The organism is Stenotrophomonas sp. 116085_Sma, from assembly GCF_056479585.1.
Genome location: NZ_CM151057.1, coordinates 2,459,844 through 2,476,123 on the forward strand (window position 1 = coordinate 2,459,844; position 16,280 = coordinate 2,476,123).

Sequence of the window (16,280 nt, forward strand, 5' to 3'; positions counted from 1 at the left end):
TTCAAAGTTGATTGCTCGTCTCTCGATCAGGTTCTCCCCATCTATGGGGTCTGTTCAAGCACCTTGGCTGTGTAGCTCAGCGGCGCCACTTCCCTTTCAAGATCCAGGTGGTAGTCGCCGAAGCGATTGATGTGGCTGGTCCGATAAGGCGACAGGCCGGCCAGGATCTCGGGCGTCAGTTCAATCCCCTCCTTCCTCATCTCGGCCAAGGTCCGGCTCATGCCTTCCACGTTGTGGAGGATGATCATGTTGGCCACCAGCTGGCTGTACTTGATGATCTTGCGCTGCTCGTGTTGGACGTTCTCAGCAATGATCCCCTGGCTGCCAAAGAACACCCATTTCACGAAGCCGTTGTATTCCTCGCTCTTGTTGGTGGCAGCATGGATCGTTTTGCGGATCTCATTGTCATCAATGTAGCGCAGCAAGAACAGCGTTCGAACGGCCTTGCCAAGTTCCCGGAAGGCGAAGTACAGCTTGTTCTTCCGGCTGTAGGTGCCCAGCCGGCGCAGGATCGAGGACGCGGTGATCTTGCCCAATCGGATTGAGATCACCACCCGCAGCATGTCGTGGAGATGGGTGGCGATCAGTTGCCAGTCGATGCTGTCCCCGAACAGTGCCTGGATGTTCTTATAAGCCCTACCCGGTTCGGGCCGAAAGAATGTCAGGTCCTTGATGTTCCGGATCCGGGGCATCAGCTGGATGCCCAGCATGTGGGCCAGGCCGAAGACCGGATAGCTTTGGGCCTGCGTGTCGCCATGGACGATCTCAGGCTGGATGTCGGAAGTGTTGGCCAACAGACCGTCGAGGATGTAGATGCCCTCGTGCACGCCACAGGGAATGAAGTGGCTGAACGGCGCTACGTATTTGTCGGACACGTGGCAGTAGCCGATGCCACCGTAGCCGCCGTAGCGGATGTGATACTCCGACAGCAGGTTGTCCTCGTAGACGCTCCACTTCGTGCCATCAGCTGATGCGCTCTTGCCGCTGCCCCAATAGCCAGGCAGGTCGAATCTGTTGTAGGTATTGATGACCTCCACGATGGCCTTCTCAAGCACATCCTCGGTCACGTATTTCAGGTTGAGCCAAGCGACTTGGCGCCGGCTGAAGCCCTTGATCGACCGCGCCGTCTGCGTCGGCCCCAGGTTGCAGCCATAGCAGAATAGCGTGGTGATCACACGTCGGGGCAGATCTTCGACCTGGCTCTCGGTGCCGGCGATCGGGCGGAAGAAACGGTGCAGATCCAGCCATTGGCTGGCATCGATCAGGACATCGACGATGCTGGATTCTGGAAGCCGTTCGGCGATGAGGCGATCCACCGTGGTAATCGCGCTGGAGACTTCGGCGCGTTGCCCCTTCCGCAGCACCAGGCGCCCATCCAGGATGTCCGCATGTACGTTCTCCGGGAAACGCGCGTCGACCTCATCGGCCAGGGAGGTCAGTTGTGCACGTAATCCCGCCACGAAAGACTCGGCGTCGGTGGGCAGGCCTGACACCTGGCCGTAGGCTTCCAGTTCCTGGGCCAAGGTGGCTTCATCGACCAGCTGCTCACGGTAGTCATCAAACCGTTCGCTGCTGGGAATGAAGAGATCTCCGGACTTCAGTTCGTCCTTGACCTGCACCAGCACGGCCAGCTCGAAGTACTTACGGTGCATCCAGCCGGCGCCGGCTGCACTGGCCCGCTTGCCGAACACGTGCTGACACCAGAGCTTGGACATCCAGTCAAAGTCCTTTTCCGGGTCCAAACCGAGGGAGGCGACCTCGATCAGCTCACGGCGCTGGTTGCGCAGCGAGAGCACCGCTGCGATCAGCGGCTCCATGCCGGCGTCGTGGCTGGTCGCCCGAAGTTTCATCAGCTCCAGCCCATTGAACAGCAGCGGCCTGACCGCGCCATAGGGCTGCAGCATGAAAGGCAGGTAGTTCTTCCCGGCGTAGGCCATATGTTCTTCGCATTCGGCCAGCAAGGTCGACACTTCCGCTTCCAGGCTGTTGTCGATGGCATCCACGCGCTGACTATCGCTGCCGTCTAGCTGATAGGCCTGCAGGATTTCCTTGAGCTGGCCGATGAGGAAGTCGGCCCGTTTGGCATGTTCGAGCTGGTAGGCCAGCAATTTCTGCTGGGCCGTGTTCTCCAGCCCGCGCACCTGCTTGATGAACAACTCGGCTGCATCATCCAGTGTCTTGGCATGCTGGGCGCGAATGAAGATGGTGGCCAGCGCATAGCGCTTGTCCGGAGCCAGTTCGGCCAGCTCGCTGGCGTCATAGGCCCGAGCCATTGCACGGAACTGCTTGAGCTTGGGCACCGGCACATCGATGGGAGGCAGCTGGTCGGCCAACTGCTGCAGCATGCGGATGTGCTGCAGGTAGAACCGAACTTCCTTGTTGGTGGGCCGGCCGGGCTCGCGCTTGAGTGATTGCCAGCCGGTGAACCTGGACCCTTCCGGTGCGCGCAGCAGTTCGTCGATGAGCGTGCGCGTGGCAGGCGTCAGCGCGTGGCTGATGCTGCGGTAGTAGCCCAGATTGACCCGCTCACGGGCGCCGATGGCGGCCAGCTCCAGAGTGCGGAAACCGGGCAGTTCGTAGCGATGGTGCACCAGCTCTTCGAGCAGGACGTTCACGATGTCCGGGATGGTGTGCTTGGTCTGGGCTGCTCCGGTGGCCACTGTGTCCAGCCAAGCCAAGCCCGATTTATCCAGGGGACGTACCCCGATGAATTGCCGAAGCTGCGGCATATGCCGGCGCTGGCTGCCGGAAGCGTCGTAGCGTTCGAGCTGGTCGGTGTCCAATACGCGCCCGAGTCGGGCGGCCTTGGCGATGTGCTTCCGGATCCGCTCGGGTACGTCGGCCAACAGCGTGAAGTAGCCCAAGCGTTGGAAGAGCTTGAGATGAATCAGTACCGCCAGCTGCGGACCCGGCTGGGTGGTCAGCTGCTTGGCGAATGCAATCTCAGCGGCGGTCGGGGTATAGATCTCCTCCAGTTCCTTGGCGGTGGGATCAGGCTTCAGTCGCGGGTAGGCGGTCTCGTGAAGGGTAGCCATTGGATCCGGAGGGTGTGAGGGGGATCAGTCCCAGTGCCGGCCGTCGTCTGTACTGAGCGACGCTTCCAGGAAGCACTGGTGCGTATCGGCCATGCGGTGCATGTCATCGAGCAACGTGGCCAGGATTTCATCCAGATCCCTTTCGGGATCGGTGGGAGCAGTCAACTGGTACTCGCTGCTGGCGGTGTTCAGGCGCACAGCCTGGAACGGGGCCAAGCAGATCTCTTCAATTCGGCCTCGGGCCTTGGCCGCGCCGCGGCCCGTGCGGGCAAACGGGGTCAGCACCATGCGCAGGCGCAGCTGCAGGGCCGATTTGCCCTCCGGCGCCGGCAGTGCCATCGCCGGTACCGGCACGGTTGGACTGGGCAGGCTTGCTTCAATGCGGTCCCGGGCAAACGGGTCACGCCCGTCCAGGTAACGCATGGCCGACTGCACATCGCGCCAGCCCACGTACTCCATCAAGGCCTTCATGTCCCAGCCTTGGTCGTTGGCCCAGCTGGCAAAGCCGCGGCGCAACGAATGGCTGCTGTGGAGCCCCGCATCGGCAAAGCCTGCACTGGTCAGCAACTCGCGCAGCAGGCGCACCAAGCTGTTGGGATGCAGGCCTTCGGCGCTCACCTGGCCCCATTGGTTGACTGCCCGAAACACCGGCCCTTCTTGCAGGTCGGCCGCCTGCAGCCACGCCTGGGTCGCCTCCACCGGACATAACCGCGACAGCGCCGGCACCTTGTAGGTGACGCCGGCTGCTTGGCGATCACCCTTGCTGCGTGGCAAGAAGCAGGTCATCCCCTGTCCCGGCACCAGCGTGAGATGGGCCACGTCCAGACGCAGCAGTTCATCGCCACGGAATCCCCGCCAGAACCCGAGCAGCACCAGCGCTCGGTCTCGTTGATGGCGCAGCGCCGCCGGCCCATCGCCCCGGGCATGTGCCGCAGCGATCGCCGCGGCCAGCCAGTCATCGAGCTCGACCAGCCGCCGAATCTGGAGCGGCGCGGCTTGCTTGACCTGGCCCGGGTGCAGGGTCTGGATGCCTTTGAGCACCTTGCGCACCAGCGGCGATCGGGTCGGGTCGACAAAGCCGTGGTCGCGGTGCCAAGAGGCGATGGCCGCCAGACGTTGGCGGAGGGTGCTGGTCGCCAAGGTCTGCGCATAAGCGGCCAGGTACCGGGCCACGCTGTCAGGTGTCGCTGGGAGGTGGCCTTGCCATTCAACCTCGAAGTGCCGCAGCGCCGACGCATAGCTGCGCACCGTGTTCTGGCGCGTGGCCGCATCGAGGTAGCGGTCCAGTTCGGTCACTGGCGCGTGGCCTCCACCGAGGTCGTCTGGCGCAGCGTCGACAGGATGGTGCATTCCGCCCGCTGCCCGCCATGGCAACTGGCAATCACCCGTTCCAGCTCGCTGGCCATGCGCTGCAGGTCGGCCATGCGGGCGCGCACGTCGGCCAGATGGCTGCGGGCCAACCGGTCCACGTCCCCGCACGAAAGCTCCTCATCGCCGGCCAGCTGCAGCAGGCTGCGGACCTCCTCCAGGCTGAAGCCCAGGTCCCGGCCACGCGCAATGAAGCGCAGCCGCTCGATGTCGGCCGGGCCATAGACCCGGTAGCCGTTGCCCGTGCGCCCCGGGCGCGGCAGCAACCCGATCCGCTCGTAATAGCGAATCGTCTCCAAGTGGCATCCGCTGGCGTCGGCAGCCTCACTGATTTTCATTCGTAGTACGCTTGACTCCGTAGTAGCTACGGACTTTACGCTGAACCCGTATCCGCCGCCACTCCGGCCGCGGCGCTGCATGTGACGACCATGCCACTGCCCATCGCCTTGATTCGCTACTGCCTGATTGCCTTGCTGATCGGCTGGGTTCTGCCCGCTTCTGCTCAGGCGGAGCCTGCCGCAGCAGACCTGCGCCAAACCTGGCAGATGCTCGATTACATCGCGGTCGACTACCCCGGCGCGGTCCAGGCCGGTCGCGTAATTGCCCCCAACGAATACGCCGAAATGAGCGAGTTTGCCGGCGCCGTGCGCAGTCAGCTGGCAGCATTGCCCAGTGGCCAGAACCAGCAGGAGCTGACGGCCCAGGCCGACCGCCTGGTCCAGGCGGTGGCAGAGAAGGCCGACCCGGCGCAAGTGGCAACGTTGGCGCGCGGGCTCGGCACGACGCTGTTGGCCCGCTACCCGATCGGCGCTGTTCCGGCGAGCGCGCCGAAGACCTCCCAGGCCGCGTCCATCTACAGCCAGCAGTGCGCGGCCTGTCACGGCCCCACAGGTCACGGTGATGGCCCCGCCGCGCAAGCGTTAAGTCCGCCGCCGATCGCGTTCACCGATGCCACTCGCGCCGCGCAGCGAACGCCGCTGTCGTTGTACGAGGTCATTTCCCAGGGTGTGCCGGGTACCGGCATGGTCAGCTTCTCTGGGCTGTCAGAAAGTGATCGCTGGGCGTTGGCATTCTATGTGGGCAGCTTGGGGTACTCCTCGCAAGCCAAGGCTCAAGGTGAGGCGTTATGGCGCACCAGTGCCGAGGCCCATACGCACATTCCCTCGCTCGAAGCGCTGACACGCACGCGAGAGGCCGATCTTGCCACCACGATGCCCGCCGATCAGGCAAACGCGATCATCGCCTACCTGCGTTCGCAGCCACAGGTAGTAAACGAAGCGGTACCAGGAGCCGATCGCTTTGCGGTGGCGCGGCAGCGACTGGCCGCCAGCCAGCGCGCTTACGCTGATGAGGACCTGGCTCAAGCCAAAAAGCTTGCGCTCTCGTCCTATCTGGATGGTGTAGAGCCGCTTGAACCCACGCTGGCCACGCGCAATCCGTCATTGCTGCGAGAGATCGAGACGGCCATGGCAGGCTACCGCGCGCAGCTGGATCAGCATGCGCCCGCGGCTGACGTTGCCGGGCAGGCAGCGCAAATTGCCCAGCTGTTTGATCGCGCGGACGTGGCGCTGCAGGACACCCGAATAGGCGCCAGCACCGCGTTTCTAGGCAGCTTTACCATCTTGGTACGCGAAGGACTGGAAGCGCTGCTGATCGTGATTGGTATCGTGGCGTTCTTGCGTAAAGCCGAGCGGTCTGATGTGTTGCCGTATGTGCATGCGGGTTGGATCTGCGCGTTGTTGGCAGGCGCAGCTACCTGGGCGGTGGCCACTTACTTTGTTGATATCAGCGGTGCGAACCGGGAAGTCACTGAGGGCGTCTCGGCCTTGTTCGCTGCCGCTGTCCTGCTCAGCGTAGGCATCTGGATGCACCAAAAGAGCCTTGCAGGGCGGTGGCAGGAGTACCTGCACGCCAAGCTGACGACTGCGCTGACACGGCGCTCGGCTGTTTTCCTGTTCATGCTGGCCTTTGTCGCGGTGTACCGCGAGGTGTTTGAGACGATCTTGTTCTACATCGCGATGTGGAGCGATCAGGCGTCCACCGCCATCCTCGCAGGCCTGGCGGCGGGAATCGCGGTGTTGGCTGCGGTGGCGTACTGGATGCTGCGCATGAGCAGGCGGCTGCCGATTGGCCGGTTCTTTTCGATCAGCTCGATTCTCATCGCGGTGATGGCGGTCATCCTGATCGGTAAAGGCGTGGCCGCGTTGCAGGAAGCGGGCTGGATCTCTCAAACACCGCTCGCGTTGCCGCGCATCGAGTGGATCGGCCTGTATCCCACCTGGCAGTCGCTGCTGGCGCAGGTATTGGTAGGCACCGCCGCCATCGTGGGGTTCCTCGCCAATGCCCGTTCCGGTGTGCGTAGACAGCCAGGCGCAAACAAGCAATGAAACAACACAGCAGAGGACCAAGACATGAGTGATTGCGGGTGCCACCACGAAGCCAAGAACAAGGAGGAGCGACGCATCCTCTGGATCGCCTTGGTCCTGAATGCAGCGATGGCCGTGATCGGCGGCATTGCCGGCTGGATTGCCCATTCCACCGGGCTGCTGGCTGACGCGCTGGACATGCTGTCTGACGCCACCGCCTATGCCATTGGCCTGGTCGCTATCGGGCGCACGGCGCGCTTCAAGGCCAACGCCGCGTGGGTCAGTGGCAGCGTGCTGCTGGTGCTGGGCGTAGGCGTGCTGGTCGAAGTCGGCCGCCGGGTGATGTACGGCGCCGAGCCGGTCAGCGGTTGGATGATCGGTACCGCTCTGGTCTCGCTGGCCGTGAACCTGAAGGTGCTCCGTATGCTCGCCCCCTTGAAGTCTGGCGAAGTGCATCTGCGAGCGACCTGGCTGTTTACCCGCGCCGATGTGGTGGCCAACGTTGGGGTGATTCTGGCCGGCCTGTTGGTGTGGTGGCTGGCCAGCCCCTACCCGGATTTCGTGATCGGCGCCCTGATCGGCCTGTATGTGATCAAGGAGGCTTTCGAGATCTTGGGTGATGCTCGCCGGGCGCGTGCCGACGCGCGCAAAACGCCTGCATGACAGCGCTTGGCCGGCTGAGCTGTGGCCTGCGCTGGCTGCTGCTGGCGCACTTGGCCGTGGGCCTTGTGACGCAGCCGGTGCTGGCAGTGGTTGGCGAGCTCCATGCTCAAACCCATCTGGCCGCGGCCGACCATGACCCGGCAGTGGCATCACCAGCTTCCGAGCGTGGCGTAGACGCCGCGCTGCACCGGCTACAGCAGCTGGTGCTGTGCTGTAGCCAGGCCGCGCCGGCTCCAGAAATAGTGTTGGCCATTGCTCATATCGGCCGGCATTGGCCGTCGGCGACAGCCCATGCGGACAGATATCGGCATGAGCACCTGCTCGCGCCGTTCCGGCCGCCGATCGCAGGGTGATGCGCGCCGGCGTGCGCCGGATCCCTGTTGGCTATCGAAAATTCTGGAGTACTTCATGCATGTGCGATTGGCGGCCCTGGCCGCGTGGCTACTGTTGAGCGCGGCGGCAACGCCGGCGACAGCAGAAGAGCTGATGACCTTGGACGACGCGTTTGCACGCGTGGCCCAAACCCACCCCGAGCTGCGCCTGGTCGATGCGCGAGCCACGGTGCTCGCTGCCGAGCGCGACCAGGCCGTGCAGCGGCCACCGTGGACGTTGGGGGCGGAGGTTGAAAATGCGCTGGGCACGGGCGCGGCCCGTGGCCTGGACAGCGCGGAGTTGACCTTGAGCCTGAGCTCGGTCCTGGAGCGCGGCGGCAAGCTCGACGCCCGCCGCACCTTGGCCCAAAGCCGGATTGATGCACTGGCCGTGCAGCGCGAGACCAGGCGGCTGGACCTGCTCGCCGAGACGGCGCAGCGCTATTTGGCCGTTGTCGGTGCCGACCGGCAACGCAGCCTGACGAACATGGATGTCGGCCAGCGCCAGCGGACCGTCGCCGCTGCCCGGCAGCGCCTGCAGGCTGGCGCGTCTCCCGAATCGGTGATGCTCACCGCACAAGCAGCACTGGCGAGAGCAGAGTTGACCCGTGATCGGGCCGAGCAGCAGCGCATTGCCGCCCGGCAGCACCTTGCTGCCCTCTGGGGCGAACGTGCTCCGAGCTTCGAGGTGGCCGCGGCGGATCCCATGACCCTGCCGGCGATCGCGTCCATGCAGTCGCTGGCCGAGGAATTGGAGCGCACTCCCGAGTTGGCGCAGTTTGCCGATGCCCGCCGGATCGCGCAGGCACGACTGCAGCTGGCGCGTTCGGCGGCCTCGCCGGACTTGTCGTGGCAGCTGGGCGTGCGCCGCCTGCAGGAGACTGACGACACCGCGCTGGTGGCCAGCCTGTCCATGCCACTGGGCAGCCGCAGCCGCGCGCAGCCGGAGATCCGCGCCGGCGAAGCCGAGCTGGAGGTTCTGACGATCGAGCGCGAGGCCAAGGGCCTGTCGCTGTATTCCACGCTGGTCGAAGCCCATGGTCGCTACACCGTGGCGCAGGCCGAGGTGGCACGGCTGCAAGGCGAGGTGCTGCCGAAGTTGGCCCGGGCTGAGAAGGCCGCCGAGCGCGCCTATCGCGCCGGCGCGATCAGCTACCTGGAATGGGCACAGCTGCAGTCCGAACGCACGGCCATGGCCCAGCAGCAGCTGGACGTGGCGCTCGATGCGCAGCGCGCCCTGATCGAAATTCAACGCCTGACCGGCCAAGCGCTTGTCGCGCCGCCGGCGGCTGCTTCCACCGGAGAGACCCCATGAATCGCTTTTCTTGGACCGCACTGGGCATGGCCCTGATGATGCTGGCCGCCTGCAACGCGTCGGCCCCCAACGAAGCGTCCGAAGGCGGCGCCGCCGCTGAGGGCGAAGAGCACGGCGAGCACGAGGAAGCGCCGCTGGAAACCAAGATTGCCGCCAAAGCTGCGCAGGCAGCGGGTATCCAGGTCGCACCGGCAGGCCCCGGTGAGATTGCTGACGAGCATGAGGTGCAAGGGCTGTTGACCCCGATTGACGGTCGCATCGCGCAGGTCACGGCACGCTTCCCCGGACCGGTCCGCTCCGTGCGTGCGGGCGTGGGTGATCAGGTACGGGCCGGCCAGGCACTGGCCACGGTAGAGAGCAACCTGAGCCTGACCACCTATACCGTCACCGCGCCGATCAGTGGCGTGGTCATGGCGCGCACGGCCGCCGTAGGCATGGCCGCCGCTGAGGGCGCGCCGCTGTTTGAGGTCGCCGACCTGTCCACGCTGTGGGTGGACCTGCACATCTTCGGCGCCGACGCCCAGCACATCGGTGCTGGCGTGCCGGTGACGGTTACCCGCTTGAGCGATGGCGTCACCGCACAGACCACCTTGGAGCGCGTCCTGCCCGGCACCGCCACCGCCAGCCAAAGCACCATTGCGCGCGGCACGGTGGCCAACACCGATGGCCTGTGGCGGCCGGGGTCGGCGGTCAAGGCGCGGGTCACCGTGGATCGCCAATCGGCAGCGTTGGTGGTGCCGATCACGGCGCTGCAGACCGCAGAAGACCAGGACGTGGTCTACGTGCAGCAGGGCGAAACCTACCACACCCGGCCGGTGAAGCTGGGGCGCCGCGACGCCGAACGCGCCGAAGTGCTGGAAGGCCTCAAGGCCGGTGAACAGGTGGTGGTGGCCCAAAGCTTCCTGATCAAGGCCGACATCGAAAAGTCCACCGTGGAAGAAGAATGAGGCCCGCCATGCTCGAACGCCTCATTGGGCTGTCCATCCGCCATCGCTGGCTGACGCTAGTGCTCACCGCTGCGCTGGTTGCGCTGGGCGTGTGGAGCTACCGTCACCTTTCCATTGACGCCACACCCGACATCACCAACGTCCAGGTCCAGATCAACACCCAGGCCCCGGGTTACTCGCCGCTGGAGGCCGAACAACGGGTCACCTTTGCCATCGAAACGGCCATGGCCGGTCTGCCCAAGCTGGACTACAGCCGCTCGCTGTCGCGCTACGGGCTTTCGCAGGTCACCGTCGTCTTCAAGGACGGCACCGACCTGTACTTTGCCCGCCAGCAGGTCGCCGAGCGCCTGCAGCAGATCGCCTCCCAGCTTCCCGAAGGGTTGGACCCGGAAATGGGGCCGATCTCCACCGGGTTGGGCGAGATCTTCATGTACACCGTGGAGGCCGAGCCCAACGCTCGCAAGCCCGACGGCACCCCGTACACGGCCACGGACCTGCGCACCCTGCAGGACTGGGTGATCCGGCCGCAGCTGCGCACCACGCCCGGCGTCACCGAGGTCAACACCATCGGCGGCTTCGAGCGGCAGATCCACATCACTCCCGATCCAGCTCAGTTGGTGGCGCTGGGCTTCACGTTGAACGACGTGGTCGCCGCGGTCATGCGCAACAACCAGAACATCGGCGCCGGCTACATCGAGCGCAACGGACAGCAGTTCCTGGTGCGCGTGCCGGGCCAGCTAGCCAATCTGGAGGCAATCGGCAACATCGTGCTGGACCGGCGCGATGGCGTGCCCATTCGGGTGCGCGACGTCGCTAGCGTGGGCGAAGGCAAGGAGCTGCGCACGGGCGCGGCCACCCAGAATGGCCACGAGGTCGTGGTCGGTACCGCCTTCATGTTGTTCGGCGCCAACAGCCGGGAAGTCTCCCAGGCGGCCGCGGCCAAGCTGGATGCCGCCAACGCCAGCCTGCCTGCCGGCGTCCATGCCAAGGCCGTCTATGACCGCACCGCGCTGGTGGATCGCACCATCGGCACGGTGTCCAAGAACCTGATCGAGGGCGCGCTGCTGGTGGTGGTGGTGCTGTTCCTGCTGCTGGGCAATGTGCGCGCCTCGTTGATCACCGCGGCGGTGATCCCGTTGGCGATGCTGTTCACCATCATCGGCATGGTGCGTGGCGGCGTGTCGGGCAACCTGATGAGCCTGGGCGCGCTGGACTTCGGCCTGATCGTGGACGGGGCGGTGATCATCATCGAGAACTGTCTGCGCCGGTTCGGCGAGGCGCAGCACGCGCTAGGCCGCCAGCTCAACGATGAAGAGCGCTATGACCTGACCGCCTCGGCCACCGCCGAGGTGATCCGTCCCAGCCTGTTTGGCCTGGGCATCATCGCCGCGGTCTACCTGCCGATCTTCTCGCTGTCCGGGGTAGAAGGAAAAATGTTCCACCCGATGGCGATCACGGTGGTGCTGGCCCTGACCGGCGCCATGGTGTTGTCGCTGACCTTCGTGCCGGCGGCGATCGCCAGCTTCCTGCGCGGCCGTGTGGCTGAGCACGACAACCGCCTGATGCGCTGGTCGCGTGCCCGTTATACGCCGCTGCTGGATTGGGCCCTGCGTCGGCGCGTGGTGGTGCTGGCCGGCGCGGCCGTGCTGGTGGTGGGCTGTGGCGTGCTGGCCACCCGCTTGGGTTCGGAGTTCGTGCCGAGCCTGGATGAGGGCGACATCACCTTGCAGCCCATGCGTATTCCCGGCACCAGCTTGGAGCAGTCGGTGGCCATGCAGGAAACGCTGGAGAAGCGCCTGGCCCAGTTCCCGGAGGTGGCCAACATCTTCTCAAAGATCGGCACCGCCGAGGTGGCCACCGATCCTATGCCGCCGTCGATGGCCGACACCTTCCTGATGCTCAAGCCCCGCGACCAGTGGCCCGACCCGCGCAAGCCCAAGGCCGAGCTGGTGGAAGAGCTGGAGGCGGCGGCCAAGGAAATCCCGGGCAGCAACTACGAGTTCACCCAGCCCATCCAGATGCGCACCAACGAGTTGATCTCCGGCGTCCGTTCGGACGTGGCGGTCAAGGTCTACGGCGACAACCTTGACCAGTTGACGCGCCTGGCCAGCCGGGTCGAGCGGGTCATGCGTAGCGTCCCCGGCGCCGAAGACGTCAAGGCCGAGCAGGTCTCCGGCCTGCCGCTGCTGACCATCACGCCAGATCCGGCGGCATTGGCACGGTATGGCCTGAACCCGGGCGATGTGCAGGAAACGGTGGCCACCGCCATTGGGGGCAGTGTTGCCGGCCAGTTGATCGAGGGCGACCGCCGCTTCGACCTGGTCGTGCGCCTGCCCGAAGCGCAGCGCCAAGACCCCGCTGTGCTGGCAGATCTGCCCATTCCGCTGCCGGCAAGCACCAGTGTCGATGAGTCCAGCCGTCTGGCCGCCGGCGCCAATGGGGGGCCTCGCACGGTGCCGCTGCGGGAAGTGGCGAAGATCCAGGTAGAGCGCGGGCCCAATCAGATCAACCGCGAGAACGGCAAGCGCCGCGTGGTGATCACCGCCAACGTGCGCGAGCGCGATCTGGGCGGGTTCGTCGGCGAGTTGCGCACACGCATCGGCCAGGATGTCGCGCTTCCAGAGGGCTACTGGATCGATTACGGCGGCACCTTCGAGCAGCTGATCTCGGCCACCCAACGCCTGGGCGTGGTCGTTCCGGTGACACTGGCGTTGATCTTCGCTCTGCTATTCATGGCCTTCGGCTCGGCCAAGGATGCGGCCATTGTGTTCAGTGGCGTGCCGCTGGCGCTGACCGGCGGTGTGCTGGCACTGGCTCTGCGCGGGATTCCGTTGTCGATCTCTGCCGGCGTGGGCTTCATCGCGCTGTCGGGCGTGGCCGTACTCAACGGGCTGGTCATGATCGCCTTCATCCGCCGTCTGCGCGAACAGGGCGATCCGCTAGACGACGCTGTGCGCGACGGCGCCCTTGGACGCCTGCGACCGGTGTTGATGACCGCCCTGGTAGCCTCGCTGGGCTTCCTACCCATGGCCTTGAATGTCGGTGCTGGCTCGGAAGTGCAGCGGCCGCTGGCCACTGTCGTCATCGGCGGCATCGTCTCATCCACCGCATTGACCTTGTTGGTGCTGCCGGTGCTCTATCGTTGGCTGCATCGCGACCGAGCTCCCCGCGCCGGTAGCACTGCTTTGGAGTCCCCATGAACGAGCTCAACCTGGAACAGGTCCGTGCGGCGATGTTTACCGACCCGGGCGTGAAAGCGGTGGACGACCTGCGCCTGGTCGCCGGTGAGCATGGCCGTGCGATCGCGGCCACCATCACGGTCGCGGCGCCCTCGGTCGACCTGGACCTGGTGCATGCTGTGATTGCCCAGGTCCTGGCCGATCAATTCGGCATCGATCAGATCATGCTGTGTTTCAACGACCCGGGCCCGGTACCGCCGCCGCCCACCGCGGCGCCGTTAAAGAAGATGTGATCGCAGCCCCTGGCTCTATGCGTCTGCGCTGGCAGGCGCATAGAGCTGATGACCCGGCAACGCGCACGCGCCGGCATACACAAAGGCCACGCTTTGCCGCGCCCGGGTGAAGGCCACGTAGTATTTCGGCGGCGCGGTGATACGCGCTGCATCGGCCGTGCGCAGGTACTGCGTCAACGGCCCGTTGGGAAAGATGAGGACCCGACTGTAGGTGCGGCCCTTGCACTGCCCAAAGTTCACCGCCGGCAGTCCGTCGCACGCCTGCCGCCGGTCATGCCGGAGCACGGTGGGGGCGAACTCCTGCATGTACGCGGCCACATCCCCTGGAGCGACGAGGTAGATGCCATCGTGTCCGGTGACCTCGCCATTGCCTGATTGGGTCCGCGGCATCTGCGGATAGAGCGTGTCAGCCATATCGCACAGGGCCTGGACGCAGCGCAGACTGGTGAGGCGGTGATCCAGCCGGCATAAGCCGTCGGCCTCCCAAATCTGAAACAGCGCTGCCAGATTCGGACCACGGTATTGGCTGTACCTTTGCGCATAGTTGGTCGCATACGTGGCTTGGCGCGTATCGCCTACCAACGTGATGGCAATCTCGCTCTTCAACAGCCGTTCGACCAGATCCAGATCAAAGCCGGCCAGATCCTGGACTTCGTCGATGTAGAGCTCGTCGTACATCGCCGCCAATCGCGCCACGACCTGGCCTTGGGTCAGCTCATCGCAGCGCACAGCGAAATCGGCCGCTCGGTCCGAATACATCCGGTTGCCCGCCAGGTAGTGGCGCGCCACCTGGGTGCGTGGGGCGCGGTTGTTGGTGACACCTTCTACGAACAGGATGGTCTCGATGCGAGGCTCAGGGCAAAGCGCAGCCTGGTACGGGCGAATGCACTGGCGCAGCAGAAAGCCATACCAGCTGTGCAAGGTGACATGCGCGGGGACCGCGCCTGCGTGGGCCTCAAACGAGCGCCGGATCTCTTCCAGGTTTTCCAGCGTGTAGGTGACAATCGCGATGCGGCGCTCAGGTCGCTCCAAGGCCTGCCGGACCAGCAACGTGGTCTTGCCCGAGCCGGCTGCCGAGAGCAGGACCCGGTTAGGTGATGGCACGCTGGACATAGTCCGGGAACCTGATCGAGTGCGGGCTATTGAAAATCGCCAAGGCCGTATCGGTCTTATGGCCCTTCATGTACTTGAGCAGCGCCACCTCATCGGCAAAGGCCTTGCCCAGCACGGTATTGAGTTCGGCCAGCGAGTTGGCTTTGATCAGCTGCTCTTCCAGCGAAGGGGCGCTCTCGTCGGAATCGTAATAGATCGCGTTGATGTGCTCGGCATAGCGCTCTTGCACAACTGCGATATCACCGTCGTTGTCGGTGATCACCTTGGCCTGAATCCTCAGTCGATCGGCAATCTGCAAGAAGCGTTTGAATGCCAACGACTTGACCGAAATGATGTCTACGCCGTGAGCCATCGGCGCCACGCCGTGATGGTCACTGTAGGCACGCTGCACGATCAGTTCGTCGGAAGGGCCTTCCACCAGGATCGCCTGCTTGGCCAGGATCAACCGCAGCGTGTCGTGGCCCGGCAGCTTCATGAAATAGTCGTGGGTATCGCTGGGCAGCTGGTCCAGCTTCATCTGGCCTTGCGCGCTGAACAGGATCACGTTGTCCACGCCCAGCTTGTTCAACACGAAGCTGCTGTGGGTGGCGATGATCACCTGCTGGGCGGTGGAGAGGGCCGCAATCTTGTCGATCAGCTGGGTCATGCTGGAATAGGACAGATGGTTCTCCGGCTCCTCGATCAGCAGCACGTGAGCCGCGCCGGCCGCGTGCATCGCCAGCTTCATCTTCACCGCGCTTTGCTCGCCCTTGCCGGCCTGGGTGAACGGGAGCTCATCCAGGTAGGGTGACAGGCTGGTTTCCCACGTTGAGCGCGGCGATGTGTCCACGCCTACCGTCAATGCCCTGTGGCTGATGTCCCCGGTGTGCTCGGTCAAGTAGGCATTGATCGCTGCCACATCCGCTTCTTCGGAAAAGCTCTGCCGCATGCGGCGGAAGCTCAGCGACAGCGAGACGCGCTGCGCAGGCGTCAGTGCCTGCTCGATGATGCCGGCGATATAGCGATCGGCACCGGACAAGGTCTTGATGCCGTGCGTGTCGATGATGGTCGAGTCGAACGGAATACTACGGGCGGTGACGCCATTGTTGGCGAAGGAGTACCAGCGCACCGTGTAGTACTCCACCGGCAGGCTGACCGCGCCCTGGTGCTGCTGCAGGTAGGCGTTGAACTCCTCGCGGTAGTCGTCGTTGAGCTCGACCAGCAGCCGGATGCCGGCGGTATCCAGACGCAGGGAGTTGTTGGTGCCGCGTAACGACGCCAGCGCGGCGTCGGCGCCCAGATAGGCTTCGATGGAGATCCGTGGCGGCGAGGCCGGCGTGCCCGTGGCAAGCGCTCCCAAGTACTCCTGCACCGTGGGCTGGTGGAACAGGTAGGGCGTGAGCTCGTAGGCAAGATTGCGCCCATGCAGCTGGCCGGTGACCACCGCGTGGATGGCCTCCAGCAGGGTGGATTTACCGACCTCGTTGTCGCCCACCACCAGGTTCATGTGGGCATTGAGGGGCAGGTCCAGATGGCGAAACGACTTGAAGTTGTCGATGACGATACGTTCGATCGGCATGCACAGTCCTATGATGGCCAACGGGCTCGGTGGCGGAGCCTGCCTGCACCCTGGCTGGCCTCCTTTCCGCTC

The 16,280-nt window shown here is 64.8% G+C and carries 12 protein-coding genes; 7 read left to right on the top strand and 5 right to left on the bottom strand.

Annotation, left to right across the window (positions count from 1 at the left end):
• Nucleotides 1-41: 41 nt before the first annotated feature.
• From ACZK0Z_RS11550 to ACZK0Z_RS11560, 3 genes are read right to left on the bottom strand one after another with little or no spacing between them, the layout of a single operon-like run.
• Complete coding sequence (locus ACZK0Z_RS11550) at nt 42-3,035, bottom strand: Tn3 family transposase (RefSeq protein ID WP_043033507.1); 2,994 nt, start codon at nt 3,033-3,035, stop codon at nt 42-44.
• A gap of 24 nt (nt 3,036-3,059) precedes the next feature.
• A complete protein-coding gene (locus ACZK0Z_RS11555; protein WP_005413373.1) occupies nt 3,060-4,331 on the bottom strand; it encodes a site-specific integrase in 1,272 nt (423 codons plus the stop codon).
• Nucleotides 4,328-4,741 carry a MerR family transcriptional regulator gene (locus ACZK0Z_RS11560; RefSeq protein WP_012480230.1) on the bottom strand — a complete coding sequence of 138 codons (414 nt, stop codon included), beginning with the start codon at nt 4,739-4,741 and terminating at the stop codon, nt 4,328-4,330. The genes ACZK0Z_RS11555 and ACZK0Z_RS11560 overlap by 4 nt, the downstream gene beginning before the upstream one ends.
• 90 nt (nt 4,742-4,831) lie before the next feature.
• On the opposite strand from ACZK0Z_RS11560, the gene ACZK0Z_RS11565 reads away from it, so the two are divergent.
• Genes ACZK0Z_RS11565 through ACZK0Z_RS11595 form a run of 7 tightly spaced genes read left to right on the top strand, consistent with a single transcriptional unit; the run spans nt 4,832 to nt 13,537 of the window.
• The gene (locus ACZK0Z_RS11565) at nt 4,832-6,790 is read left to right on the top strand and encodes a cytochrome c/FTR1 family iron permease (protein ID WP_043033508.1); all 1,959 of its coding nucleotides are present in this window, start codon (nt 4,832-4,834) and stop codon (nt 6,788-6,790) included.
• Between the two features lie 24 nt (nt 6,791-6,814).
• Nucleotides 6,815-7,432 (top strand): cation efflux transmembrane domain-containing protein, encoded by a 618-nt coding sequence (locus ACZK0Z_RS11570; RefSeq protein ID WP_005413376.1) that lies wholly within the window; start codon nt 6,815-6,817, stop codon nt 7,430-7,432.
• Nucleotides 7,429-7,785 carry a hypothetical protein gene (locus tag ACZK0Z_RS11575; RefSeq protein ID WP_012480228.1) on the top strand — a complete coding sequence of 119 codons (357 nt, stop codon included), beginning with the start codon at nt 7,429-7,431 and terminating at the stop codon, nt 7,783-7,785. The genes ACZK0Z_RS11570 and ACZK0Z_RS11575 overlap by 4 nt, the downstream gene beginning before the upstream one ends.
• A gap of 55 nt (nt 7,786-7,840) precedes the next feature.
• Nucleotides 7,841-9,118 carry a TolC family protein gene (locus tag ACZK0Z_RS11580; protein ID WP_043033510.1) on the top strand — a complete coding sequence of 426 codons (1,278 nt, stop codon included), beginning with the start codon at nt 7,841-7,843 and terminating at the stop codon, nt 9,116-9,118.
• Nucleotides 9,115-10,065, top strand: a complete 951-nt coding sequence (locus ACZK0Z_RS11585) for an efflux RND transporter periplasmic adaptor subunit (RefSeq protein ID WP_021201906.1) — start codon at nt 9,115-9,117, stop codon at nt 10,063-10,065. The genes ACZK0Z_RS11580 and ACZK0Z_RS11585 overlap by 4 nt, the downstream gene beginning before the upstream one ends.
• 8 nt (nt 10,066-10,073) lie before the next feature.
• On the top strand, nt 10,074-13,265 hold the full coding sequence (locus tag ACZK0Z_RS11590) for an efflux RND transporter permease subunit (RefSeq protein WP_049402758.1): 3,192 nt from the start codon (nt 10,074-10,076) through the stop codon (nt 13,263-13,265).
• Nucleotides 13,262-13,537 (top strand): hypothetical protein, encoded by a 276-nt coding sequence (locus ACZK0Z_RS11595; RefSeq protein WP_019184735.1) that lies wholly within the window; start codon nt 13,262-13,264, stop codon nt 13,535-13,537. The genes ACZK0Z_RS11590 and ACZK0Z_RS11595 overlap by 4 nt, the downstream gene beginning before the upstream one ends.
• A gap of 15 nt (nt 13,538-13,552) precedes the next feature.
• Here ACZK0Z_RS11595 and ACZK0Z_RS11600 read toward each other — a convergent pair whose 3' ends face one another.
• Together ACZK0Z_RS11600 and ACZK0Z_RS11605 are read right to left on the bottom strand one after the other, a co-directional pair.
• Nucleotides 13,553-14,650 (bottom strand): UvrD-helicase domain-containing protein, encoded by a 1,098-nt coding sequence (locus ACZK0Z_RS11600; RefSeq protein WP_043033512.1) that lies wholly within the window; start codon nt 14,648-14,650, stop codon nt 13,553-13,555.
• Nucleotides 14,628-16,208 carry an ATP-dependent nuclease gene (locus ACZK0Z_RS11605; protein ID WP_026070029.1) on the bottom strand — a complete coding sequence of 527 codons (1,581 nt, stop codon included), beginning with the start codon at nt 16,206-16,208 and terminating at the stop codon, nt 14,628-14,630. Before ACZK0Z_RS11605 ends, ACZK0Z_RS11600 begins: the two co-directional genes overlap by 23 nt.
• Between the last annotated feature and the right edge of the window lie 72 nt (nt 16,209-16,280).

Coding starts and splice junctions, on each gene's coding strand:
- ACZK0Z_RS11550 (WP_043033507.1), bottom strand. CDS start 3,035: ATGGCTACCCTTCACGAGACCGCCTACCCGCGACTGAAGCCTGATCCC.
- ACZK0Z_RS11570 (WP_005413376.1), top strand. CDS start 6,815: ATGAGTGATTGCGGGTGCCACCACGAAGCCAAGAACAAGGAGGAGCGA.
- ACZK0Z_RS11605 (WP_026070029.1), bottom strand. CDS start 16,208: ATGCCGATCGAACGTATCGTCATCGACAACTTCAAGTCGTTTCGCCAT.
- ACZK0Z_RS11565 (WP_043033508.1), top strand. CDS start 4,832: ATGCCACTGCCCATCGCCTTGATTCGCTACTGCCTGATTGCCTTGCTG.
- ACZK0Z_RS11595 (WP_019184735.1), top strand. CDS start 13,262: ATGAACGAGCTCAACCTGGAACAGGTCCGTGCGGCGATGTTTACCGAC.
- ACZK0Z_RS11560 (WP_012480230.1), bottom strand. CDS start 4,741: ATGAAAATCAGTGAGGCTGCCGACGCCAGCGGATGCCACTTGGAGACG.
- ACZK0Z_RS11575 (WP_012480228.1), top strand. CDS start 7,429: ATGACAGCGCTTGGCCGGCTGAGCTGTGGCCTGCGCTGGCTGCTGCTG.
- ACZK0Z_RS11585 (WP_021201906.1), top strand. CDS start 9,115: ATGAATCGCTTTTCTTGGACCGCACTGGGCATGGCCCTGATGATGCTG.
- ACZK0Z_RS11580 (WP_043033510.1), top strand. CDS start 7,841: ATGCATGTGCGATTGGCGGCCCTGGCCGCGTGGCTACTGTTGAGCGCG.
- ACZK0Z_RS11590 (WP_049402758.1), top strand. CDS start 10,074: ATGCTCGAACGCCTCATTGGGCTGTCCATCCGCCATCGCTGGCTGACG.
- ACZK0Z_RS11600 (WP_043033512.1), bottom strand. CDS start 14,650: ATGTCCAGCGTGCCATCACCTAACCGGGTCCTGCTCTCGGCAGCCGGC.